Below are 22,656 nucleotides of genomic sequence, written 5' to 3' on the forward strand. Positions count from 1 at the left end.
AGGGTTCGAGGCGGTGTCGTCAGCGCGCCCCGATCGCGCGCTCGGACAGCGTCCAGAGGCGCTCGGCGGCCGCCCGGTCCAGCGCCCACGCGGCCACGCCGTCCACCGTGCTCGTGCCGTCGTGGGGCAGCGCCTCGTTGCAGTCCTCGAAGTATCGACCGCCCACCCCCTCCAGCAGCGGCGCGGTGGCGAGCAGGACCGAGGTCGCCGCCCCCTGCTCCGGCGTCTTCAGGGACCTCCCGGCCTTGCGGAAGCGCTCGGCCGCCTGCGCCATGTACGTCGCCCCGCCCAGGTGCCGCTGCAGGTTCGTCGCGATCCCGCCCGGCATGAGGGCATTGGAGGTGATGCCGTCGTCGCGCCAGCGCGCCGTGGCCTCGACCGCGAACAGCACGTTCGCGGTCTTCGACTGGCCGTAGGCGGACCACGGCTCGTAGGGGCGGCGCTCGAAGTGGAGGTCGTCGAACACCACCGGCGAGCGGACGTGCGCGCAAGAGCTCACCGAGACCACCCGGGCGCCGCCCGCGGCGGAGAGCGCCGGGCGCAGCCCGGCCGCCAGCGCGAAGTGGCCGAGGTGGTTGGTGGCGAGCTGCAGCTCCCAGCCGTCGCGCGTGTGCTGTTCCGGGCAGGCCATCACCCCGGCGTTGTTGACGAGCACGTGGAGCGGGCCGGTCCACGCGGCGACGAACGCGCGCACCGACGCCAGGTCGGCGAGATCGAGCGGCCGCGCCGTCACCCGGCCGTTTCCGGTGGTCCGGGTGATGTCCGCGGCGACGCGTGCCCCGGCGGCGGCGTCGCGCACCGCGAGGACGACCTCGGCCCCGGCGCCGGCCAGGGCCCGCGCGGTCTCGACGCCGATGCCCGAGGCGCCGCCGGTCACGACGATCCGCTTGCCGGAGAGGTCGAGGCCGCGCACGACGTCCGCGGCGGTGGAGGTGGCGTCGAAGGGGGTGGTGATCCGCATGGAAGAACCTCGGTGAAGGAGGGGGTCAGCTGCTATGATCGAACCGGAGGCCCCTCCGGTTCGGTGAGCCTCTTAACCGGAGGCCCCTCCGGTTTGCAAGCCGTGCGCGCAGTCCCGCGAGAGGAGGTCGCTTTTCCGTGAGGAGCCCAGAGCCCACCCGGCGCAAGGACGCCCAGCGCAACCGCGAGCGGCTGCTCGCCGAGGCCGTGGCAGCCTTCACGCAGGATCCCGAGGCCTCGCTCGACGGGATCGCGCGCGCCGCGGGGGTCGGCATCGGCACGCTGTACCGCCACTTCCCCACCCGCGAGGCGCTCGTGGAGGCGGCGTACCGGGCCGAGCTGGCGAAGCTGTGCGCGTCCGCGGAGGAGCTGCGGCGGGCGCACCCGCCCGACGTGGCGCTCCGGCGCTGGATGGACCGCTTCCTCGACTACGCCATCGCCAAGCAGGGCATGGCCGGCGCGCTCCGCGCCGTGGTCGCGGCCGGCGGCAACCCGTTCTCCGAAAGCCGCGCGCACATGACCGCGGCGCTCACCTCGCTGCTGCGCGCGGGGGTCGAGGCCGGCGTCCTGCGCGACGACGTCGAGGCCGAGGACGTGCTCACCGGCCTCGGCGGGATGATGTTCGCGCTGCGCGCCGAGGACAAGCGCGCACAGGCGGGCCGGCTGGCCGACCTGCTCCTCGACGCGCTTCGCTTCGGCGCCCACGCCGGCGCGGCCTCCCGCCCAGGGTCGCGCCCGGCTTCCCGCCCGGCCCCGGCGCGGACGCCGAAGCCCGCCGCGCCGCGGCGGCCGCGGAGATAGCCCGCCGATAGCCCACCGTCCGCGGTCCATTCCGCGGCCCAGGAACGGTGCCCCGCCAGCCATCCGGCAGGATGTAGGGACGACGCGCCCGGTCAGCACGGCCTCGCCGCCGCGCCATCGGCGCCGACGCTGCCGCACGTGCCGTTCGTGGCTCGCCGGTGCGGCCCTGCCCAGAGCCTCCCGCCCAGCAGCCACACCAGCTCCCCCGGCGCGCGCCCCAGCACCGCGAGGAAGCCGCCGTGGATGCAGCGCAGGTGGTGGAACACGCACAGGCCGACCAGGCTCTCCGGGTCGTCGCTGCCGCCGAGCGAGCGGAAGTCGATGTGGTGCGCGTGCGCCGCGCGCCGGCTGCAGCCCGGCACCTTGCACCAGCCCGAGTCGCGCTCGCGGATGCGCCGCGAACGCGTTCGTGAGCGCCCCGGCGCGTCGCCCCAGGTCACGAGGAAGTGGAAGGCGATGACCGAAAGGCACGTCCCGGTGGAGAGCGCGGGCCCGTGCTGCTCCCGGACCGAGGCGATGGCCGCCGCGAGCAGCACCGCCACCCCGCGCGGCAGGGGCGCGACCAGCTTCCCCCGCGCACGCAGCTGCCCCTCGCGCTCGCCCTCCACCTCGCGGCGCAGCGCGACGCAGGTGGCGTCCAGCGCCCGCGGGATCCACTGCGCGATGTCCGGCTCCTCGAGCCGCGCCAGCACCCGAAGCTTCTCGTAGGAGACGCCCCGCCGCCGCGCCTCCTCCAGCGCCGGGGACGCCGCCAGCCGCGCCTCGAGCGCCACGCGCTGCTCCACCGCCCGTGCCGGCAGCCCAAGCCGCTCCTCCACGTACTCGCGGAAGCTGCCGTAGCCGGAGAGCCGGTGCATCCCGCTCCGCTTCACCGCGTGCCCGCACCGTCCGATGAGCCGATCCCACCCCGCCCGGCACTCCGCCAGCGCGCGCAGGCGCGCGTCGAGCTCTTGTGCGGTCAGGCCATCATCGAGGGAGAGGTCCGGCGCGGCCACGGGCGGAACGTCCGGCAGGTCCGCCCAGCCGCTCGGCCCCAGGCTCGACATCGAGCGCCGCCCCGTCGACGCGTCGTCGCGCGCCCGGAACCCCGGCCCCAGCGGCCGCGTCTCGTCGGCATCCGGATCGCCCGGATGCTCCGCCAGGTACTCCTGCGCCAGCGCCTCGAGCTGCTCGATCCGGCTGGACTCCGGCCGCTGCACGCGGGCGAGCGAGAGCGCCTCGTCCAGCACCCGCCGCTCCTCCGGCGGCAGCTGCGTGCGCAGCTCGACCCACGCCTCGTCCTCGTCGGCGACGACAGCGCCGCCGGGCGCGTCGCCCGACGCGTCGTCCCGTGCCCTCGCTGCCCGGACGGCCGCCTCCAGCCCCCGCACCGATTCCCCACCGGCGCGCTCGACCCACGCCGCCTCCGCGTCGCCGACGGCGACGGCCAGGATCGTCTCCCCCGCGCGCAGCCGGACCCGCCCCGAGCGCAACGCCTCCGGAGCAGCGGCCGGTCCGGCAACCCTGCACCCAGCCGCGCCAGGTTCTCGGCCGCGCGCTTCCCCAGGTCGAGCGCCTCGCGGGCGTAGTCGTCGAAGTGACAGCCCAGCGCCGCCAGCCGGTCGCCCCGCTTCAGCGCCGCGAGCCCCTCGGCCAGCTCGACGTCGATGCACCCGCGCACCCGCGCCGCCCAGACGAGGAGCTGCTCGCCCAGGTCCCCCTCGAGCTCGCCCCCGCGGAACCACGCCTCGATCTCGGCGGGCGTGAACGGCGGCAACTCGACCCGCGGCGGCGCGTGCCTCGCCAGCGCCGCTCCAGCGCGGCGGTGTCCAATCCGGCGGTGGCGAGCGCGCGACCCATTGCGCGATCATTGCGCACGGGTCTGACACCTTGAGTGAGCGGCAGCGACCGTCATCGCCCTCCGGCACAATCGAAAGACGTCGGGAACGCCAGGGGGACGGGTGAGTATCGCCAAGGCGGCGACGAGCCCCTCCCCACCGGGGCCTGCGTCATGCATCGCCCCCATGCCGTTGAGCCCGTACGCGGCGGCTTCCATGACTGAAGGTGAGGTTCCAAGTTCCTCGGGCGATCGGCCGCACGCGGAGTGTGCACCGGCCTCGCATGGGGGAGCCGATTGTCCACGTCACACCGTGAACTGCTGTGGGATCGGTGGATCCGCCACGCGACCGAGCATCCCGACGCGGAGGCCATCGTTCATTGGAAGGCCGGTGAACCGCCGGTGCGCTGGACCTGGGGCAGGCTGGTCGCCTCGGCCGCCGGCGTCGCCGAGTGGCTCACCGCCGCGGGCGTCCGGCCGGGTGACGTCTGCGCCATCGTCCAGCGGCATCACCCCGCCTTCCACCCGCTCTACCTCGGCGTCTGCGCAGCGGGCGCGATCCCGTCGGTGCTCGCGTACCCGAACGCACGGCTCCACCCCGAGAAGTTCGCGAGCGGACTGTCCGGCATGGCGCGGCACTCCGGGCTCGACTTCGTGCTCACGGAGAAGGCGCTCGCGCCGGTGATCTCGCCGCTGGTGGGCGGGCCGGGGAGCTCCATCCGCGGGCTCCTCTTTCCGGTGGAGGACGGCTGGGCGCCGGCGGATCCTGCAGGGCTCCGGCCTGCCCGCGCCGCGGACGATCCTTGCCTGCTCCAGCACTCGTCCGGCACCACCGGCCTCCAGAAGGCGGTGGTGCTGTCGCACCGGGCGGTGCTGGACCACGTCGCGCGCTATGCCGAGGCGGTCCGCCTCGACGCCGCCGCCGATCGGATCGTGAGCTGGCTGCCGCTCTATCACGACATGGGGCTCATCGCGACCTATCAGATGGCCCTCGCCGAAGGCGTGCCGACCGTCCAGCTGGATCCCTTCGAGTGGGTGACCGCCCCGAGCCTCCTCCTGGAGGCCATCTCCGCCGAGCGCGGCACGCTGACGTGGCTGCCGAACTTCGCCTTCGCGTTCCTCGCCGATCGCGTGCGCGACGGTGATCTCGAGGGGGTGTCGCTCGGCACCATGCGCCTGTGGGTGAACTGCAGCGAGCCGGTGCGGGCCGACAGCCATGCCCGTTTCCTCCGCCGGTTCGCCCCGCGCGGCGTCCGCCCCGAGACGCTCGCCGCTTGTTATGCGATGGCGGAGACCACGTTCGCCGCGACCCAGACCGCCCCGGGGAGGCCTGCGAAGACGCTGGCCGTCGATCGCGGGGCGCTCGCGGAAGGCGCGGTCGAGCCGGCGCGCGCCGAGCGAGCCGCGCGGATCTGCGTCTCCTCGGGAGCGCCGATCGGAGGCTGCACCCTGCGGGTGGTGGATGCGGATCGACGTCCGCTGCCCTCGGGGCGGGTGGGCGAGCTCGCCATCGCCTCCGAGTCTCTCTTCGACGGATACCGGAACCGGCCCGAGGACACGGCCCGGGTGCTCTCCGGTCGCTGGTACTACTCGGGCGACCTCGGGTTCGAGCACGAGGGCGAGTACTACGTCATCGGACGCAAGAAGGACCTGATCATCGTGGCCGGGAACAACCTGTACCCCGAGGACATCGAGGACGAGGTGGGGCGGGTACCCGGCGTGCTCCCCGGCCGCGTCGTCGCGTTCGGCGTGGAGGATGCGGCGCGCGGGACCGAGCAGGTCCAGGTGGTGGCGGAGACGGAGCTGGCCGGCGGGCCCGAGCGCCGGCGGCTCGAGGATGAGATCGTCCGCGCCGCCATGCGCCTCGACGTGACCGTCGCCCGGGTGCACCTCGTCCCGCCGCGATGGCTCATCAAGAGCTCCTCCGGCAAGCCGAGCCGGAGCGCCAACCGCGAGCGCATCGTGTCCGGCGCGCTCGAGCAACCCGAGCGAGGTGTCGCGTGATCTCCGAGCGTCTGAAGCGAGTCATCCTGCGCGAGCTCGAGCTGGAGGAGTTCCCGCTCACCGCCGACACCGTGGCCGCCGACGTCCCGGGCTGGGACTCGCTGTCGCACGTCCGGGTGATCGACGCCGTGGAGGCCGAGTTCCAGCTCCGGTTCCGCAGCCTCGAGATCCTGCGCGTCCGGAGCGTGGGCGACCTGCAGCGGCTCATCGACGCCAGGCAGCTCGGGAGGACGGCGTGACGCCGACGCCGCCCGGCCACTCCGCGGCCGCGGTGGCGCTCTCCGGCGCGGCGGTCATCCCCGGGCGCGCAGAGCGGCTCGCGTCGCTCCGCCTCGGCGCGATCTCGCTGGTGGTCCTCATCCACACCAGCGTGGGCCCGGCGAACCCGGCGTTCGCCGAGGCGAGCGAGGGCGCCCGCGCGCTCTCGGCCGTCGGCTACCGCCTCGCCTCGTGCCTCGCCGTCCCCGTCTTCCTGCTGGTCGCCTTCATGGGCATGCACCCGCGCACCGGCGGAGCGCGTACCTACCGGAAGACGCTCGCCACCCGCTGCCTGCGACTCGCCGCCCCGTTCCTCTTTTGGACCGCGGTCTATGGCGGCGTGAAGCTCGCATCCGGCAGCGTGGCACTCACGCCGCGCCTCCTCGCCGAGTACCTCGTGCTCGGCGGCGCCGCCGCACACCTCTACTTCCTCCCGCTGCTCGCGGCGCTCACCGCGCTCCTCCCGCTCTGGCTCGCCATCGCCCGCCGCCCCGCCCTGGCGGTCGCGACGTGCCTCGCCCTCCCGGTTGCCGCGTCCTACGCAGTGGAGGCACTCCGCCCCGACGATCCCTGGCGGCAGGCCGCGTTCGGCCTCCTCGGCACCGCGTGCTACGCCGTGGCGGGGCTCGCGCTGGTGGAGCGGTGGCGCGGATGGGAGCCGCCGGCCCCGTACCGCGCGCTCCTGGCCTGGGCTGCGGCCGCGCTGGCGCTGCTCGCCGCCGGAGTGCTCGCGGGCCACGCGCTGGAGGAGGCGCGCGCCTCCGCGGCGCTGTCTCCAGCCCTCGCCGCGCGCACCGCGCGGGTGGTGTTCCCGCTCGCCACCGCGGTGGCGCTGCTCGCCTCTCGCCTGCGCCCGCCCGCGTGGACGGTGGGCGTCGCCCCGCTCGCGTTCGGCGTCTACCTCGTCCACCCGTTCCTCGCGAAGGGGGCGGTCCTGGCCACGCGCCACGTGGACCTGCTCCGCGGGAGCGATCTGCTCCTGGGCCCCACGCTCGGCCTCGGGGTGCTCGCCGCCAGCACGGCGCTCGTGCTCTGGCTCATGGGAACCCCGCTGCGCCGCGTGCTGGCCTGAACGCACGCGACCGCCGCGCGAGCCGTCGCGTCGCGTCGATCCACCATCACCGGCTCGTAAGGAGGCAACGCATCAGCCGAGGCTCGAGCGAATCCGCTCGTACACCTCCGAGGTGGCCACCACCAGGGTCGCCGAGCCGATGACTGCCGCGTTCAACGCCCCCATGGAGAGAACGGTCGAGAGGGATAGCCTGGCCTTGAAGGCCCTCCGCAGCATGACGAGCTCCGCTGCGGTGTTCACGATCACGACGACCACTGCGTGGGCCGCGAGCGCCGGCAAGGCGAATCCCCACGAGCCACCCAGCAAGAAGCCCGCCACGGGCCCGACCATCAGGACTGAGCCCTTCACGGCGAGGGTCGGCCAGATGCTCCGCGGCCACGTGCGCGAGGTTGCGTACCGCACCATGGGCCACGCTCCTCCCAGCATGAGGAGGAGTGCCCACCAGCTCCAGACGTGCTCCGCCACGAGCCCTGGGACGTTCACGACCTCCGCGTTCGCGCTGCAAGGGAGACCGACCAGAGCAACGCATGCCACCCACCGCGGCGGATACGCCGACGCGAGCGTCCTCGCCGAGTTCGCGTTTCGACGTCGACCCATGGCATCCCCCCCCCGCGCGCAGTGGGTGCTGTCTGCACTGCGGGTCCGAGGACACGCTACGTGACGGATCGTCCAAAGCCAAGCAGCGCCGCCCGCCCCCGTACCGCACGCCCGGCCGTGACCGAGCCGTCGCGTCGCGCGCCCGCTCGCCCTTCGACGAGCTCAGGGCGAGCGGAACCTCATGCGCCGGGCGGTCCTGTTCTTCCTCCGCTCGTGGTGAGCCTGTCGAACCACGAGCGGCGAGGGCGGCCCTCACCGGCACCGAGCGAAGCGATCTGCCCCGCCCCTACCCCGCCCGCCGGTACAGCCGCATCGAGAACCAGGCGCGGTCGTCGGCCCAGGCGCGCTCGAGCTGCCAGCCGGCGATGGCGGCGAGCGTGTCGAACGCGCGCGGCTCCCACTTGTACGCGCTCTCGGTGTGGATGGTCTCGCCCTCGCGGAACGTGAACGGGGCGCCGGCCACGTGGACGACCTGCGCCTGCAGGCTCTCGAGGTGCATCTCGACGCGCGACAGGCGCGGGTCCCACAGCGAGCGGTGCCGGAACTGCGAGAGGCGGAAGTCGCCCTCCAGCTCGCGGTCGATCCGGGCGAGCAGGTTCAGGTCGAACGCGGCGGTGATCCCGCGGGCGTCGTCGTAGGCGCGCTCCAGCGTGCCGGCGTCCTTGGGCAGGTCGAGGCCGAGCAGCAGCCCGCCGCCGGGGCCGGCGTCGCGGGCCATGCGGCGCAGGAGGGCCACCGCCTCGGGCGGATCGAAGTTCCCGATGGTGGACCCGGGGAAGAACGCCAGGCGGCGCGCGCACGGCAGGTCGAGGCCGGGCAGCGCCATCGGCTCGGTGAAGTCCGCCACGACGGGCCGCACCGGCAGGCCGGGGAAGCGCGCCTCGAGCTGCCGCGCCGCCTCGGCGAGCGCCTCGCCGGCGATGTCCACCGGCACGAACGCGGCCGGCCGGTCCAGCGCGGCGAGCAGGAGCTGCGTCTTCCGCCCCGAGCCGACGCCGTACTCGAACACCAGCGCGTCCGGGCCGATCGCCTCGCCGACCTCCGGCGCGTGGCGCTCCAGGATCCGCAGCTCGGTGCGCGCCGGGTAGTACTCCGGCTGCTCGCAGATGAGCTCGTACAGCGCCGAGCCGCGCGCGTCGTACAGCCACTTCGGCGGGATGCCCTTCCGCGGCGCCGCCAGGCCGCGCAGCACGTCGTCCAGGAACCGGTCCGCCTCCGTCCGCTGCGCGATCCCGCTCTCCGCCTCTCCCAGTCCGATCACAGATCCCTCGCGAGCCGGACGCCGGTGAACTGCCACCGGGCGTCCGGGTGGAAGAAGTTGCGGTAGCTCGCGCGCAGGTGGCGCCGCGGCGACGCGCAGGACCCTCCGCGCAGCACCTGCTGCCCCACCATGAACTTCCCGTTGTACTCGCCCAGCGCGCCCGCGGCCGGGCGGTACCCCGGGTACGGACCGTACGCGCTCGCGGTCCACTCCCAGACGTCGCCGAGCAGCTGGCGCGCCCCGCGGCCCGGCGTGGCGGCGGCGGGGTGGAGCCGGCCGTCCTCGGCGAAGGTGCCGTCGCCGCCCTCGCACGCCTGGGCGTGCGCCTCCCACTCCGCCTCGGTGGGGAGGCGCGCGCCGGCGAAGCGCGCGTACGCGTCGGCCTCGTACCAGGAGACGTGCGCGACCGCCTCGGCCGGATCGAGCGGCCGTGCTCCACCCAACGTGAACTGGAGCCAGCCGTCGCCGTCCGGGATCCAGTGCAGCGGCGCGGTCCACCCGTGCCGGTGCACCGCGTCCCAGCCCTCCGACATCCACAGGTCGGGCCGGCGGTAGCCGTCGGCGTCGATGAACTCCAGCCACTCGCCGCAGGTCACCGGGCGCGTGGCGAGCGCGTGCGGCGGCACCAGCGCGGCGTGGCGCGGCCGCTCGTGGTCGAACGCGAAGCCCTCGGCGCCGGCACCCAGCTCCACGCGGCCGCCGGGGTGCCCCAGCCAGCCGAGGCGCGGCGCCGGCCCGGACGCGGGCGGCGGCGGGGCGGGCGCGTAGGCGGGCCGGAGCGGGCTCGCCGAGAACGCGTGCTTCAGGTCGGTGAGCAGGAGCTCCTGGTGCTGCTCCTCGTGCGCGATCCCCAGCTCCACCACGTCCAGCAGCGCCGGGTCGCGGGCGCGCGCGAGCGCCGCGTCGAGCCGCGCGTCGATCTCGGCGCGGTAGCGCAGCACCTCGTCGAGCGGCGGGCGCGAGAGCAGGCCGCGCTCCGGCCGCGGCTGCCGTGGCCCCATCGCCTCGTAGTAGGAGTTGAACAGGTAGCCGTACGCAGGGTGGAAGGGCCGATGCGCGCGCTCGGCGCGCGCCAGCACGAACGTCTCGAAGAACCAAGTGGTGTGGCCGAGGTGCCACTTGGCCGGGCTCGCGTCCGGCATCGACTGCAGCATCGCGTCTTCGGGGGTGAGCCGGGCGGCCAGCGCGGCCGTGGCCCTCCGCACCTCGGCGGCGCGCGCGCGCAAGCCGGCGGCGCGGGCGTCCACCGCGCGCTCGCCCTCCCCCGGGGCGGTCCGGCGGGCTTGCGGTCCGGGCACGCCAGGAAACCTCTCCACGCGGACGGGGCGCCGCAACGGAATCGACGCTGCGGTCGCCTCCCGCCGGAGGGGCGGCGACCGGCCACCGCCGCGGATGCGCAGGTGCCGTCTCGCAGGGGTGCAGCCGGACGCGCCGGACCAGGGCAGCCGATCGCACGACACGGACGGGGAGGTCCGGGGTACCTTCGCCCCGACATGAACGACCCGTCCGTACTCCTCCGCTCGCGCCTCGCCGAGCGCGCCGCCCGCGTGGCCCGGCTCGACCGCGCCGACGCCTGGGTCGCGCACGCGCGCCTCGCGGTCGCGATCGCCGCGATCGCGACGGCGGTGCTGGTGTTCGGCACCCACGCGCTCACGGCGGGCTGGCTCGCCCTCCCCGCGGCGGCGTTCGTCGCGCTGGTCGTCGTCCACGATCGCGTGTTCCACGCCCGCGCCCGGGCGCGCCGAGCGGTCGCCTTCCACGAGGCCGCGCTCGAGCGCATCGCGGGGCGCTTCGCCGGCCACGGGACCGCCGGGGAGCGCTTCGCCGATCCGGCCCACCCGTACGCCGAGGACCTCGACCTCTTCGGCGCCGGGTCGCTGTTCGAGCTCCTCTGCGCCGCCCGGACGCGCGCCGGCGAGGACCGGCTCGCCGCGTGGCTGCGCGCCCCCGCCGACGCCGCCGAGGTGCGGGCCCGCCAGGCCGCGGTCCAGGAGCTGGCGCCGCGCCTCGACCTTCGCGAGGACCTCGCCGTCCTGGGCGAGGCCGTGCGCGCCGCGGTGGAGCCGGCCCGGCTGGCCGCGTGGGGCGAGGCGCCGCGGCTGCTCCCGGCCTTCGTGGTGCCCGCGGCGCTCGCGCTGGCCGCCGCGGCGGTGGCGACCGCCTGGGCCTGGGGCGCGGGCTACGGGCCGGTGCCGTTCCTCGCGGCGCTGCTGGCGGGCTGGGCGTTCGGCCGCGCGCTGCGCGGGACCATCGCGGGCGTGCTGGGCGGCGTGGGGCGGCCGGCGGCGGAGCTGCGGGTGCTGGCGCTGCTGCTGGCGCGGCTCGAGCGCGAGCCGTTCACCGGCCCGAGGCTCCTGCGGCTCCAGGAGATGCTCGGGGCCGGATCGAAGGACGGCGGCCGTGCCTCGGCGCGCATCGCCCGCCTCGAGCGGCTGGCCTCGCGGGTGGAGTGGGCGCACAACCAGGCCTTCGCGCCGGTGGCGTTCGCGCTGCAGTGGACGCCGCTCCACGCGGCCCTGGTCGAGCGCTGGCGCGCGGCGCACGGCGGCGCGGTGCGCGGCTGGCTGGAGGCGGTGGCCGACCTCGAGGCGCTCTCCTCGCTGGCGGGCTACGCGTTCGAGCACCCGGCGGACGCGTTCCCGGAGGTGCTCGACCCGGACGCCTCGCCCCGCGCGCGGCTCGACGGCGACGGGCTCCGCCACCCGCTGCTCGCGGCCGCGGTCGCGAACGACGTGCGCCTGGGCGGCGACGCGCCGGCGGTGCTGCTCGTCTCCGGCTCGAACATGTCCGGGAAGAGCACGTACCTCCGCACGGTCGGCGTGAACGTGGTGCTGGCGCTCGCCGGCGCGCCGGTGCGGGCGGCGCGGCTGCGCCTCACGCCGGTGCAGCTCGGCGCCACGCTGCGCATCCAGGACTCGCTCCAGGCCGGCAAGTCGCGCTTCTACGCGGAGATCACCCGCCTGAAGCAGCTCATGGACCTCGCCGGCGGGCGCTTCCCGCTGCTGTTCCTGCTCGACGAGATCCTGCACGGCACGAACAGCCACGACCGGCGCATCGGCGCCGAGGCGGTGGTGCGCGGGCTGGTGGCGCGCGGCGCGCTCGGGCTCGTGACCACGCACGACCTCGCGCTCACCGAGCTCGCCGGCCAGGACGGCGCGCTCGGCAACGCGCACTTCGAGGACCAGGTGCAGGGCGGCGAGATCGCGTTCGACTACCGGCTGCGGCCGGGCGTGGTCGGCCACTCCAACGCCCTCGCGCTCATGCGCGCGGTCGGCCTGAAGGTGTGAGCGAACCGCTCACTCCTCGACGGTGAGCACCTCGACGCCGTCCTCGGTCACCGCCACGGTGTGCTCGAACTGCGCCGAGCGCTTCCCGTCCGCGGTCACGGCGGTCCAGCCGTCGTCCCAGAGCAGGTCCTCCCAGGTGCCCTCGGTGATCATGGGCTCGATGGTGAAGGTGAGCCCGGGCTCCATCACCCGCTTCAGCGACGGATCGTAGTGGTGCGCGATCTGGAGCGAGGTGTGGAAGCTCTCGCCGATGCCGTGGCCGCAGTACGAGCGCACCACCCCGTAGCCCAGCCGCGAGGCGTGGGCCTCGATGGCCTTGCCGATGTCGGAGATGGGCCGGCCCGGCTTCACCACCGCGATGCCCTTGGCCAGGCAGTCCTGCGCCGCCTGGACCAGCCGCCGCCCCTCGGCGTCCACGTTCCCGACCAGGAAGGTGGCCGAGCAGTCCGCGTGCATGCCCTCGCGGAACACGGTGATGTCGAGGTTGACGATGTCGCCGTCCTCGAGCGGCCGGCTGTCCGGGATGCCGTGGCAGATGACCTCGTTGACCGAGGTGCAGATGGCCTTGGGGAAGCCGCGGTAGTTGAGCGGGCTCGGGTAGGCGCCGAGCCGGAGCGTCTCCTCGTGGGCGAGCTCGTCCAGCGCGTCGGTGGTGATGCCCGGCCGCACCGCCTCGCCCGCGACGCGCAGCACGCGCGCGGCCGCCCGGCAGGCGCGGCGCAGGCGCGCCAGCTCGTCCGGCGTCTTCACGTCCTTGCCCTGGGCCCGCGGCCGGCCGCTGACGGCGTAGTCCGGGCGGGCGATGGTCGCGGGCACGGCGCGGCGGGGCGAGACCACGCCGGGCGCGAGCGGACGCCGGCCGTTCCGCGCGGGCGACCCCTGCAGCGCGCCGCGCGAGTCCGCGTCGAGGTGGCACTTCTTGTACTTCTGCCCGCTGCCGCACCAGCAGGGGTCGTTCCGCCCCGGCCTCGCGTGCGCCGCCAGCTCCGATCCGCTCACCGCACGACCTCCGTCCGGCCCAGGGCTCGAACGGCCCAGGTCGTCGGGTGTTTGTAAGGGAATCACCCGTCCCGGGCAACAGCGCGCCCGCGCCGTGCGGGGCGCGCGAGGCCCGCCGCGGCGCGGGCGGCGCGCGACGCGGCGGGCGGCCCGACGCAGCGCCGCGCTAGATGGGCGCCGGCTCGTCGGTCTGGTCGGGGATGGCCGCGGACGGCTGCCCCTCCTCCTCCAGCTCCTCCACCAGCTTCTGCATGCGGCTGCCCATCTCGTCGAGCTGCTCCGCCGAGCAGGCCTTCTTCACCTTCGGGAACAGCTGCTTCTCCTCCTCCTCGACGTGGTGCTCGACCTGCTCCTTCAGCACCGACATCCGCGCGTCGAGCTGCGGATCGTCCAGGCTCGACGCGAGGATCTCCGCCAGCAGGCGCTTCACCGACAGGTGCTCCTCCACCGACTCGCGCAGCAGATCCTCCGCGTCCTCGGCCGCCTCCTTGGCCTCCGGGTAGAAGATCCGCTCCTCGATCGTCGCGTGCACCGCGAGCGCGTCGGCGATCTCGCGGCAGGTCCGCTCCCGGGTCTTCCTCGCGCCCTCCCCGGCGGCCTCGAACTCCTCGAACAGCTCGTCCACCTCACGGTGCTGCTGCTTCAGCATCTCGATGGCGTTCACGGCGCCTCCTTTCCCGGAGACTCTGGTCACCGCGGACGCGAACGGCCGGGGGCGGGCCGGAAGGATCCGGTCCCACCCCCGGCCGTCCCGGGGAGGAGCACTCGACGGCCCGGAGGCCGCCCGCCGCCTACGCGGCCTTGCGCACGGTGGCCGCCTCGCCGCCGGCGGGGTCGGCGCGGCGCAGCTTCACGTCGAGCACGATGGCGCGGACCACGAAGCCGAGGAGCGCCAGCGCGCCGCCCACGAAGACCAGGTCGGGCAGCACGCGGGCCCAGGTGACCGCGTGGATGAAGGCGCTGCCGGTGACCTCGGGGCTGCGCGCGTACCAGAGGCCCTCGCGCACCGCGATGACGAGCTGGTAGATGCCGGCGGGCAGCAGCGAGAGGACGATCATGCCCGCCAGGCCGGCGTTGAGGCCCCAGAACGCGACCTTGAGGAGCCGGTCGCTCCAGGCCGCGGTCCGCACGATGTTGCGCATCGAGAAGAGCATGAGCGCGATGGCGAGGAAGCCGTACACGCCGAACAGCGCGCCGTGCGAGTGGATGGGCGTCGTGTTCAGGCCCTGCGCGTAGTAGAGGACGATGGGCGGGTTGATGAGGAAGCCCAGCACGCCCGCGCCCACCGCGTTCCAGAACGCCACCGCCACGAAGAAGTAGAGCGGCCACTTCCACGGGGTGGCGTTGCCGCCGCTGCGGGCGAGCTTCAGGTTCTCGTACACCTCGAAGCCGAGCAGCGTGAGCGGGACGATCTCGAGCGCGGAGAAGGTGGCGCCGAGCGCGGTGATGAACAGCGGCGAGCCGGTGAAGTACAGGTGGTGGAAGGTGCCGATGATGCCGGCGCCCAGGTACAGCAGGATGGAGAAGTGCGTGGCGCGCGTCGCCGACCGCTCACCCACCGCGCCGATCTTCGAGAGGATGAAGGCGAGCGCGACGGTGGCGAACACCTCGAAGAAGTTCTCCACCCACAGGTGCACCACCCACCAGCGCCAGTAGTCGGCGACGGCGATGTGCGTGCCCGGCGTGTAGAACAGGCCCACCGAGTAGAACAGCGGGATGGAGACCGACGCGTAGAGCAGCAGGTGGGTGAGGCCGCCGCGGTCCTGCTCGGCCTTCAGCGCCGGCTTGATGGCGCGGTACACCAGGAACAGCCACAGCAGCATGCCGGCGATGAGCGCCACCTGCCACACGCGGCCGAGCTCGATGTACTCGTAGCCCTGGTTGCCGACGAGCCAGCCGTTCGGGCCGGAGAGCTTGCCGCGCACGCCCAGGTAGGTCCCGGCGAGCGCGCCGACCACGACCACCACCAGCGCGCCGAGCAGCGTCCAGACGAGCGCCTTCTGCCCCTTCGGCTCGTGCCCGCCGGCGACGGCCGGGCCGATGAACAGGCCGGTGGCGAGCCAGCAGGTGGCGATCCAGAACACCGCCAGCTGCAGGTGCCAGCCGCGGGTGGCGGCGTACGGGAGCAGCATGCCGAGGTCGATGCCGAACAGCTTGTTGCCCTCGACGGCGAAGTGGCCGGTGAGCGAGCCGAGCGCGGCCTGCAGGATGAAGAGGACGATGGCGACGGCGAAGTACGGCAGCGCGGCGCGCTGGCTGGGCGTGGGCTTCGGCTCCTGCAGCGGCGCGATCTTGACGTGGTGCTCGGGGTCCTTCGCGCGCATCCGCAGGTAGTAGAAGATCGCGAGGGCGGTGCCGAGGATGAGCAGCACCATCGAGACGATCGACCAGACCAGCGACGAGGGCAGCGGGCCGTTGCCGACCAGCGGGTCGAACGGGAAGTTCGCGGTGTAGGTGAACGTCTCGCCGGGCCGGTTGGTGCCGGCGGCCCAGGCGGTCCAGAAGAAGAACGCGGTGATGGCCTTCGCGTCGGCCGCGTCCGGCACGAAGCCCGCGGGGATCGACATGGGGTCGTTCCCGTCGCGGAACAGCTGCGTGTAGTACGCCACCAGCGCGGGGTACGCCGCGACCTGGCCGGGCGACAGCGTCAGCGTGTCGGTGGCGGGGTCGTAGCGGTTCTCGCGCAGCTCCGCGGCCACCTCGGCCTCGACGCGGCCGCGCTCGCCGGCGGGCAGCGCCGTGAGGTCCGCCTGCGTGAACCGCGCGGCGTCGGCGGGCGCGAGGCCGTGCTTCAGGCCGGCGGTGACGAGGCCGGTGCGGTGGAGCGCGTCGGCCGACCAGTCGGGCGCGAGGTACGCGCCGTGGCCCCACACCGAGCCGGTCTGCTGGCCGCCGCGGGACAGGTACTGGCGCTGGCCGAGCGCGACGTCCTCGGCGGTGAACACCACCTCGCCCGACGGCGCGACCGCGCGGGCGGGGATGGGCGGCTTGTGCTTCGAGATCTGCGCACCGCCGAAGATGAGGACGGTGAAGCAGGCGACGATGACGAACAGCGAGACTGCGCGGGCCTTCGGGCTCATGTCGGACGTCTCTCCTGTTGCGTGGAAGGTGGGTTAGCCGGCGCAGCCGAAGCGCGGCGGGGACGGCTGGACTCCGGGGTGGATGGAGCCGGCGTGGCGGCGGATCAGCTCCTCGGCCAGCGCGTGGTAGCGCTCGTGCGCGCCGGCGCCGGTGCGCGCCGCCTCGAAGCGCTCGCAGGCCTCGCCCACCTCCGCCATCACCTCGGGCGGCAGGTGCTGCTCGGCCATCGGGTAGAGGATCGCGTCCTCCTTGTGGATGTGCGCGTGGAGCAGGCCGGAGTAGCCGTGCGCGGCCGCCTCGACCTCCTGGAGGTCGGCGGCGCTCCAGGGCGCGTCCTGCGCAGCCTTCTCGGCCATGGCGCGGATGAGCGCGCGGCCCTGGTCGTGCTCGTGGAGCATGACCGCGATGGGCCCGCCGTTCGACGGGAACCCGTGCTCGGTCATGGTGCGGAAGAGGATGTCCTCCTCCTTGCCGTGGTGGCAGCCGTCGGCGAACTCGCGGAGGAACGTGACGAAGCGCCCCAGCTCCTCCTTCTCCGTCGCCCCCTTCCGGCGGAGCTCCTCGGCGAAGCCCACCAGGGCGTCGCACACCTGCTCGATCACCCGGTGCTCGCCCATCAACGTCTCGATCGCATCCATCGTTCGGCCTCTCTTCCGGCGGCACCGCCGGTGCTTTGCTCCCGCGCGTGACACTCAGCAAGATGCCTGCCGAACTCGATATTGCGGAAATCACGGGCGTTTCCTGGCCAGCGCCCCCTGAGGCACCGATCGACCGTTGCCTTCTCCACCGATATTTCGGTAGACACCGTTCCATGGTTGGAACCGGGCTCCCCGTGGTCGGACAGGACGACGTGCACCGCCGGATCGTCGAGGAGGCGATCGAGCTGGTGCTCTCCACCGTCGATCTCCAGGCCGTGCTCGAGCGCACGGGACGGCTCCTGCGCCGCCACTTCGGCGAGACGCGCGTGGCCATCAACCGGCTCTCGTCGGAGGACCCGACGCGCGCCGAGGTGGTGCTGGTCTCGGACCCCCGCCAGCCCTCGCCCGAGGTGGGCACCTCGTTCCCGCTGGCCGGCTCCGCCGCGGGCGAGGCGCTCGCGAAGCGGCTGCCGTGCGTGGTGGACCCGCTGCGCCCGCGCGAGCCGCGCTGGCGCGAGGAGCCGCTGCTCGCCGCGTACGGCTACGGCTCGCTCGTCTCGTTCCCGCTCGTCTTCGAGAACGAGCTGCTCGGGACGCTCGACATCGCGCACCCGCCGGCGGAGGGGCTGCTCGACTGCTGCTTCGAGGTGGCGCGGCAGGTGGCGCACCTGGTGGCCATCGCGCTCCACAACAGCCTCATGGTCGAGGAGGTGCAGCGCCTGAACCGGCTGCTCGGCCGCGAGAACGCCCTCCTCAAGGAGGAGATCCGCCAGATCAAGCGCGACTCGCGCTACGTGGCCGAGAGCGAGGGGATGCGCGCGGTGGTGGAGCGGGTGCGCCTGGTGGCGCCGTCCACCACCACCGTGCTGGTGCGCGGCGAGACTGGCACCGGCAAGGAGGGCCTGGCGCGGATGGTCCACGAGTTCAGCCCGCGCTTCAACGCGCCGTTCGTGGCCGCGAACCTCGGCGCCATCCCCGAGGGGCTCATCGAGAGCGAGCTGTTCGGGCACGAGAAGGGCGCGTTCACCGGCGCCACCCGCCGCCGCGCCGGCCGCTTCGAGCAGGCCGACGGCGGCACGCTGTTCCTCGACGAGGTCGGCGACGCGCCGCCCAGCGTGCAGGTGCGGCTGCTGCGCGTCCTCCAGGAGCGCGTGGTGGAGCGCGTCGGCGGCACCGAGCCGGTGAAGGTGGACGTGCGCGTCATCGCCGCGACCAACCGCAACCTGGAGGAGATGGTCGCGCGCGGCACGTTCCGCGCCGACCTCTACTACCGGCTGGCGGTGTTCCCGATCGAGCTGCCGCCGCTCCGCGAGCGGCGCGAGGACGTCCGGCCGCTCGGGACGTACTTCCTCGCGAAGCAGGCGGCGCTCATGCACCGCCGCCCGCCGCGCGTCGGCGAGGACGTGTGGCGCGCGCTCGAGGCGTACGGCTGGCCCGGCAACGTGCGCGAGCTGGAGAACTTCCTGCAGCGCGCGCTGATCCTCTCGCCCGGCCAGGACCTCTCGCTGCCGGCGCTGCCCACCGCCGCGGCGCTGGCCTCCCCGGCCGCCGCGGCCGCCGCGGAGCCGGCCGCGCCCGGCCGCTTCGACGACGAGGTCCGCGAGCTGATCGAGCGCGCGCTGGCGCACGCCGGCGGGCGCGTCTACGGCCCGGGCGGCGCCGCCGCGCTGCTCGGCCTGCGCCCGACCACGCTGCAGGGGAAGATGAAGAAGTACGGCGTGGGCGCCCCGGGCCGGCCGACCGGCACGTAGCCCGCGCCGCGCGCCGGCCCCGCGGGGCTACCGCGCCCCGCGCCCGCTCGTGATCCGGAAGATCTCGGCGATCACGCCGCCGGCCGTGTTCGCGCCGCCCACCCCCGCGCCCTGCACCACCAGCGGCCGCTCGGCGTGGCGGGCGGTGGTGAACGCGACGTGGGCCTCGACGCCCACCAGCCGCGCCAGCGGGTGATCGAGCGCCACCGCCTCCGGCCCGACCCGCGCCTCGACCCGGCCGCCCTCCCCGACCGCCACGCGCGCCACGTAGCGCAGGACCTTGCCCTCGCGGCGCAGCCGCTCGACCTGCGCGGCCATCGCCTCGTCGTGCCCGCGCAGCGCCGCGATGAGCGCGTCGGGCGTGCCGGGCGCGAGCAGCGCCGGCGGCACGAACGGCTCGACCTCGACGTCCTCCAGCGCCAGCGTCGCGCCCAGCTCGCGCGCCAGGATGAGCGCCTTGCGGGCGGAGTCCACGCCGGACAGGTCGTCGCGCGGGTCGGCCTCGCAGTAGCCGAGCCCCATGGCCCAGCGCGCCGCCAGCGACAGCGGCGTCCCGCGCGCGAGCTCGGTGCAGAGGTAGCCCAGCGTGCCCGACAGCGAGCCCTCGACGCGCTGCACCCGGTCGCCGGTCCGGACCAGGCGCCGCAGCGTCCCGATCACCGGCAGGCTCGCGCCCACCGCGGTGTCGTAGTGCCAGTGGCGGTGGTGCTGGCGGCGCGCGGCCCGCAGCGCCTCCAGCCGCCGGGGCGCGACCGCCAGGGGCCGCTTGTTGGAGGCGATGACGTCGATGCCGCGCCGGAACGCCTGCTCGTAGACGTCCTCCATGCCGTCGGCCGCGGTGAGGTCCACCAGCACCGGCCGCGGGAGCGCCGCGAGCCGGTCGAGCAGGGCCGGCGCCGAGTGCGGGTCCACCGGGCCGGTGGCCGGGGCGGCGGAGAGCGCCTCCTCCCAGCGCGCCAGGTCCAGGCCGCGCGGGTCGAGCACGGTGGCCCGCGTGTCCGCCACGCCCACCACCCGCAGCAGCACGTCGTAGTCGCGCTCCAGCTCGGTGCGCTGCACCCGGATCTGCTCGAGCAGCTCGCGCCCGACCTTGCCCTTCCCGAGCACGAGCAGCGACAGGCCGCGCTCGGCGAAGGCCTGCTCGCCCGGCGCGGCGGGCGCCGCCGCGGCGGCGGCGACGGGGCGGCCGCGGAAGTCGGCCACCATCTCGTTCAGCCGGTCCACGTCGATGAGGAACGCGTCGTGCCCGTGCGGCGAGTCCATCACCGCCAGCCGCGCGCCCGGGACCAGCATGGCCACCTCGCGCTGCTCCCAGGGCCAGTAGAGGACGTCCGAGTCGATCGACACCACCAGCGTCGGCTGCCGGACGCCGCGCAGGACCTCCTCGAAGTCGCCGCGGCCGCGGGACACGTCGTGCGTGTCCATGGCGCGGGTGAGCGTGACGTAGGTGGCCGGGTCGAAGCGGTCCACCAGCTGCTTGCCCTGGTAGCGGAGGTAGCTCTCGACCGCGAACAGGTCCTCGGTCTGCGGCCGGCGCCCGAAGCGCTCCTCGAAGGACGGCTGGCTCCGGTAGGACAGCATCGCCATCATCCGCGCAGCGCCCAGGCCGGCCACCGGCGGGTGGTCGGCGTCGTAGCGCCCGTCCTTCCAGCGCGGGTCGGCGTAGATGGCCTGCCGCTGCGCCTCGGAGAGCCCGATGCACCAGGCCGAGTGGCGCGCGGTCGAGGCCACGAACACCACCGACTCGACCAGCTCGGGGTAGAGCAGCGCCCACTCCAGCACCTGCATGCCGCCCAGCGAGCCGCCGACCGCCATGCGGACGCGGCGCACGCCGAGCCCGTCGATCAGGGCGCGCTGCACGCGCACCATGTCGCGGATGGTGATGGCCGGGAACGCGCCGTGCCACGGCGCGCCGGTGGCCGGGTCGATCGAGGTCGGCCCGGTGGTGCCGTAGCAGCTCCCCAGGATGTTGGAGCAGACGATGAAGTCGCGCCCGGGGTCGAGCGCGCGGCCCGGGCCGAACATCTGCGTCCACCACAGGTCGGCGTCGGCCGAGCCGGTCAGCGCGTGGCAGACCACCACCGCGTTGCCGCCGTCGGCGTCGAGCGTCCCCCAGGTGCGGTACCCGACCGTCACGCCCGGCAGCGCGCCGCCCAGCTCCAGCGGGAACGGGCCGGGGATCTGGAACGAGCGGGTCTCCGGGGAGACGAAGGCGGCGCGCCCGGCGGCCGCGGTCGCGCCGGCGCTGCCGTTGCGGTGGGTCATGGAGCGCGGAGGGTATCGGCGGCCGATCGGGGGTGTCAAGGCGGCGGCGGCCCGCCGCCGCGCACGCGGCGACGGCCGGGGACGGTCGGCGCGCGCGGCGCGCTCGAGCGGCCGCCGCCGCCTGCACCGCGAGTCGATGACACGCGCCCGGCGGACTCGGCGCGGCCCCGCCGCCGCGACCCCCCGGGTGGCCGGCGCTGCGCCGATTTCATGGTGGAGGGTGGCCACCGCACGCCGGGTGAAGCATCACCCCCCGAAGGGCGCGCCGCGCCCGGCGCGATCGCGCGGGAAACGCCTGACGCCCGGGACCTGACGCGTTGGCCCCGACCTTGCTCTGGCGCCAGCCGAGCGACGCGCCTCCCAGCGTCGCACGGGAGGAAGCCATCGCCATGACGACGAACGCCAGCCACGGGCCGGACGCAGCGCCGCAGGATCACCACCACGGCCTGGTGTTCGGGCCCGGCAGCCCGCTCGGCGCGCTGGTGCGGACCTGCGAGCGCATCGCGCGCAGCGACGCGACGGTGCTGCTCACGGGCGAGACCGGCACGGGCAAGGAGGTGTTCGCCCGCGCCATCCACGCGAGCAGCCCGCGCGCGAGCCGGCCCCTCGTCCCGGTGAACTGCGGCGCCATCCCCGAGGCGCTGCTCGAGAGCGAGCTGTTCGGCCACGTGCGCGGCGCGTTCACCGGCGCGATGGCGTCGCGGCGCGGGCGCGTGGCGGCCGCCGAGGGCGGCACGCTGTTCCTGGACGAGGTCGGCGAGCTCCCGCTGGCGCTCCAGGTGAAGCTGCTGCGCGTGCTGCAGGAGCGCACCTACGAGCCGGTGGGCTCCACCGAGGCGGTCCCCGCCGACTTCCGCCTGGTCGCCGCGACGAACCGCGATCTCTCCGCCGAGGTGACCGCCGGCCGCTTCCGCCGCGACCTCTACTACCGCCTGCTGGTCTGCCCGCTGGAGATCCCGCCGCTCCGCGCCCGGAAGGGCGACGCGCTGCGCCTGTTCCAGCACTTCTGGGCCGCGCGCGGCGAGCGTCGTCCCATCGAGCCCGCGGTGGCGGAGGCGCTCACCGCGTACGACTGGCCGGGCAACGTCCGCGAGCTGGAGAACCTGGTCGAGCGGCTCTCGGTCTGCGCCGAGGGCTCCGTCATCCGCGCGGCCGACCTCCCCATCGCGCTGCGCTGCCGGCGCGCCAACGACGCGACGCGCGCGCTCGCCGTCCCCGGCGCCCCTGCCCCGGAGGCCGCGGCCGTCCCGGCGGTCCCGGCCGCCGTCACCCTCCCGGCGCCGGCCCCGGAGCCGGTCCCGTCCGGCGACGCGCCCGGCACCGCCGCCGAGGACGCGCCCCTCACCGCCGGCGCACCCGCCGCGCTCGGCGAGGGGATCGACCCGGCGCTGCTGCGCGCGCTCACCACCGAGGACGCGCCCCCGCCCGCCGAGCCGAGCTTCGCCGCGGGCCGGCCGGTGGACCTCCCGGGCCTGCTGCGCCGGCTGGAGGACGCGTACATCACGGCCGCGCTGGCCCGCACCGGCGGCAACAAGAAGGCGGCGGCCGACCTGCTTGGCCTCCAGCGCACCACGCTCGTCGAGAAGCTGCGCCGCCGCAGCCGCGAGGCGGGCGGCACGGCGCCGCTCGCCCACGCCGCCCAGGCCTGAGGGCGCGTGACGGCCCCCGCCGCGCTCCTGGCGCTCGCCCTCGCGGCGCCGCCCCCGCTCGCGCTCACCGTCTCGGCCGAGCGCATCGCGCTCCCGGCCGCGGCCGCCCCGGTGCGACTCGAGGCCCGCCCGCTGGAGCACAGGGTGTCGCTGCGCGTGCCGGCCGCCGCGACGGCGGCGCTGGCCCGCCGCCTGCGCGGCGCGTCGCGGCTCTGCC

Annotated in this window: 17 protein-coding genes and 1 pseudogene; 8 read left to right on the top strand and 10 right to left on the bottom strand. The window is 75.0% G+C overall.

The window, feature by feature from the left end:
* Positions 1-19 precede the first annotated feature (19 nt).
* A complete protein-coding gene (locus tag PSR1_RS06725) occupies positions 20-961 on the bottom strand; it encodes an SDR family NAD(P)-dependent oxidoreductase (RefSeq protein ID WP_059436852.1) in 942 nt (313 codons plus the stop codon).
* Positions 962-1,098: 137 nt separating this feature from the next.
* Between PSR1_RS06725 and PSR1_RS06730 the strand changes: the two genes are divergently transcribed.
* On the top strand, positions 1,099-1,761 hold the full coding sequence (locus PSR1_RS06730) for a TetR/AcrR family transcriptional regulator (RefSeq protein ID WP_082100164.1): 663 nt from the start codon (positions 1,099-1,101) through the stop codon (positions 1,759-1,761).
* A gap of 92 nt (positions 1,762-1,853) precedes the next feature.
* Here the strand turns inward: PSR1_RS06730 and PSR1_RS06735 are convergent, their stop codons facing one another.
* On the bottom strand, positions 1,854-3,233 hold the full coding sequence (locus PSR1_RS06735) for an HNH endonuclease (RefSeq protein WP_370539086.1): 1,380 nt from the start codon (positions 3,231-3,233) through the stop codon (positions 1,854-1,856).
* Between the two features lie 641 nt (positions 3,234-3,874).
* On the opposite strand from PSR1_RS06735, the gene PSR1_RS06740 reads away from it, so the two are divergent.
* From PSR1_RS06740 to PSR1_RS06750, 3 genes are read left to right on the top strand one after another with little or no spacing between them, the layout of a single operon-like run.
* Positions 3,875-5,581, top strand: a complete 1,707-nt coding sequence (locus PSR1_RS06740) for an AMP-binding protein (protein ID WP_160309015.1) — start codon at positions 3,875-3,877, stop codon at positions 5,579-5,581.
* A complete protein-coding gene (locus PSR1_RS24070) occupies positions 5,578-5,820 on the top strand; it encodes an acyl carrier protein (RefSeq protein WP_059436854.1) in 243 nt (80 codons plus the stop codon). The genes PSR1_RS06740 and PSR1_RS24070 overlap by 4 nt, the downstream gene beginning before the upstream one ends.
* Positions 5,817-6,911, top strand: a complete 1,095-nt coding sequence (locus PSR1_RS06750; protein WP_059436855.1) for an acyltransferase family protein — start codon at positions 5,817-5,819, stop codon at positions 6,909-6,911. The genes PSR1_RS24070 and PSR1_RS06750 overlap by 4 nt, the downstream gene beginning before the upstream one ends.
* Positions 6,912-6,983: 72 nt before the next feature.
* On the opposite strand, the gene PSR1_RS06755 is transcribed toward PSR1_RS06750, so the two are convergent.
* The 3 genes from PSR1_RS06755 to egtB all read right to left on the bottom strand — a co-directional run bounded on the left by PSR1_RS06755 (position 6,984) and on the right by egtB (position 10,067).
* A complete protein-coding gene (locus PSR1_RS06755) occupies positions 6,984-7,394 on the bottom strand; it encodes a hypothetical protein (protein WP_152643321.1) in 411 nt (136 codons plus the stop codon).
* A gap of 400 nt (positions 7,395-7,794) precedes the next feature.
* A complete protein-coding gene (gene egtD / locus PSR1_RS06760) occupies positions 7,795-8,769 on the bottom strand; it encodes an L-histidine N(alpha)-methyltransferase (RefSeq protein WP_059436857.1) in 975 nt (324 codons plus the stop codon).
* The gene (egtB, locus tag PSR1_RS06765; protein WP_059436858.1) at positions 8,766-10,067 is read right to left on the bottom strand and encodes an ergothioneine biosynthesis protein EgtB; all 1,302 of its coding nucleotides are present in this window, start codon (positions 10,065-10,067) and stop codon (positions 8,766-8,768) included. The genes egtD and egtB overlap by 4 nt, the downstream gene beginning before the upstream one ends.
* Before the next feature lie 195 nt (positions 10,068-10,262).
* On the opposite strand from egtB, the gene PSR1_RS06770 reads away from it, so the two are divergent.
* Positions 10,263-12,056 carry a DNA mismatch repair protein MutS gene (locus PSR1_RS06770; protein WP_059436859.1) on the top strand — a complete coding sequence of 598 codons (1,794 nt, stop codon included), beginning with the start codon at positions 10,263-10,265 and terminating at the stop codon, positions 12,054-12,056.
* Positions 12,057-12,065: 9 nt separating this feature from the next.
* On the opposite strand, the gene map is transcribed toward PSR1_RS06770, so the two are convergent.
* From map to PSR1_RS06790, 4 genes are all read right to left on the bottom strand, one after another.
* Entirely contained in the window at positions 12,066-13,055 is a 990-nt protein-coding gene (map, locus tag PSR1_RS06775) for a type I methionyl aminopeptidase (protein WP_059436860.1), read from the bottom strand.
* 166 nt (positions 13,056-13,221) lie between these two features.
* Entirely contained in the window at positions 13,222-13,719 is a 498-nt protein-coding gene (locus PSR1_RS06780; RefSeq protein WP_059436861.1) for a hemerythrin domain-containing protein, read from the bottom strand.
* Between the two features lie 127 nt (positions 13,720-13,846).
* On the bottom strand, positions 13,847-16,135 hold the full coding sequence (locus tag PSR1_RS06785; RefSeq protein WP_059436862.1) for a nitric-oxide reductase large subunit: 2,289 nt from the start codon (positions 16,133-16,135) through the stop codon (positions 13,847-13,849).
* Positions 16,136-16,168: 33 nt separating this feature from the next.
* The gene (locus PSR1_RS06790) at positions 16,169-16,774 is read right to left on the bottom strand and encodes a hemerythrin domain-containing protein (RefSeq protein ID WP_059436863.1); all 606 of its coding nucleotides are present in this window, start codon (positions 16,772-16,774) and stop codon (positions 16,169-16,171) included.
* Positions 16,775-16,947: 173 nt separating this feature from the next.
* On the opposite strand from PSR1_RS06790, the gene PSR1_RS06795 reads away from it, so the two are divergent.
* Positions 16,948-18,525, top strand: coding sequence for a sigma 54-interacting transcriptional regulator (locus PSR1_RS06795; protein ID WP_059436864.1), 1,578 nt, complete (start codon positions 16,948-16,950; stop codon positions 18,523-18,525).
* Between the two features lie 27 nt (positions 18,526-18,552).
* On the opposite strand, the gene metX is transcribed toward PSR1_RS06795, so the two are convergent.
* On the bottom strand, positions 18,553-20,790 hold the full coding sequence (metX, locus tag PSR1_RS06800; RefSeq protein ID WP_059436865.1) for a homoserine O-acetyltransferase: 2,238 nt from the start codon (positions 20,788-20,790) through the stop codon (positions 18,553-18,555).
* A gap of 389 nt (positions 20,791-21,179) precedes the next feature.
* Between metX and PSR1_RS24810 the strand changes: the two genes are divergently transcribed.
* The gene (locus PSR1_RS24810; RefSeq protein WP_059436866.1) at positions 21,180-22,439 is read left to right on the top strand and encodes a sigma-54-dependent Fis family transcriptional regulator; all 1,260 of its coding nucleotides are present in this window, start codon (positions 21,180-21,182) and stop codon (positions 22,437-22,439) included.
* 6 nt (positions 22,440-22,445) lie between these two features.
* A pseudogene (locus PSR1_RS06810) lies at positions 22,446-22,656 on the top strand (hypothetical protein); the annotation flags it as partial.

It is taken from the genome of Anaeromyxobacter sp. PSR-1 (assembly GCF_000964525.1).
Classification (GTDB): Bacteria; Myxococcota; Myxococcia; order Myxococcales; family Anaeromyxobacteraceae; genus Anaeromyxobacter.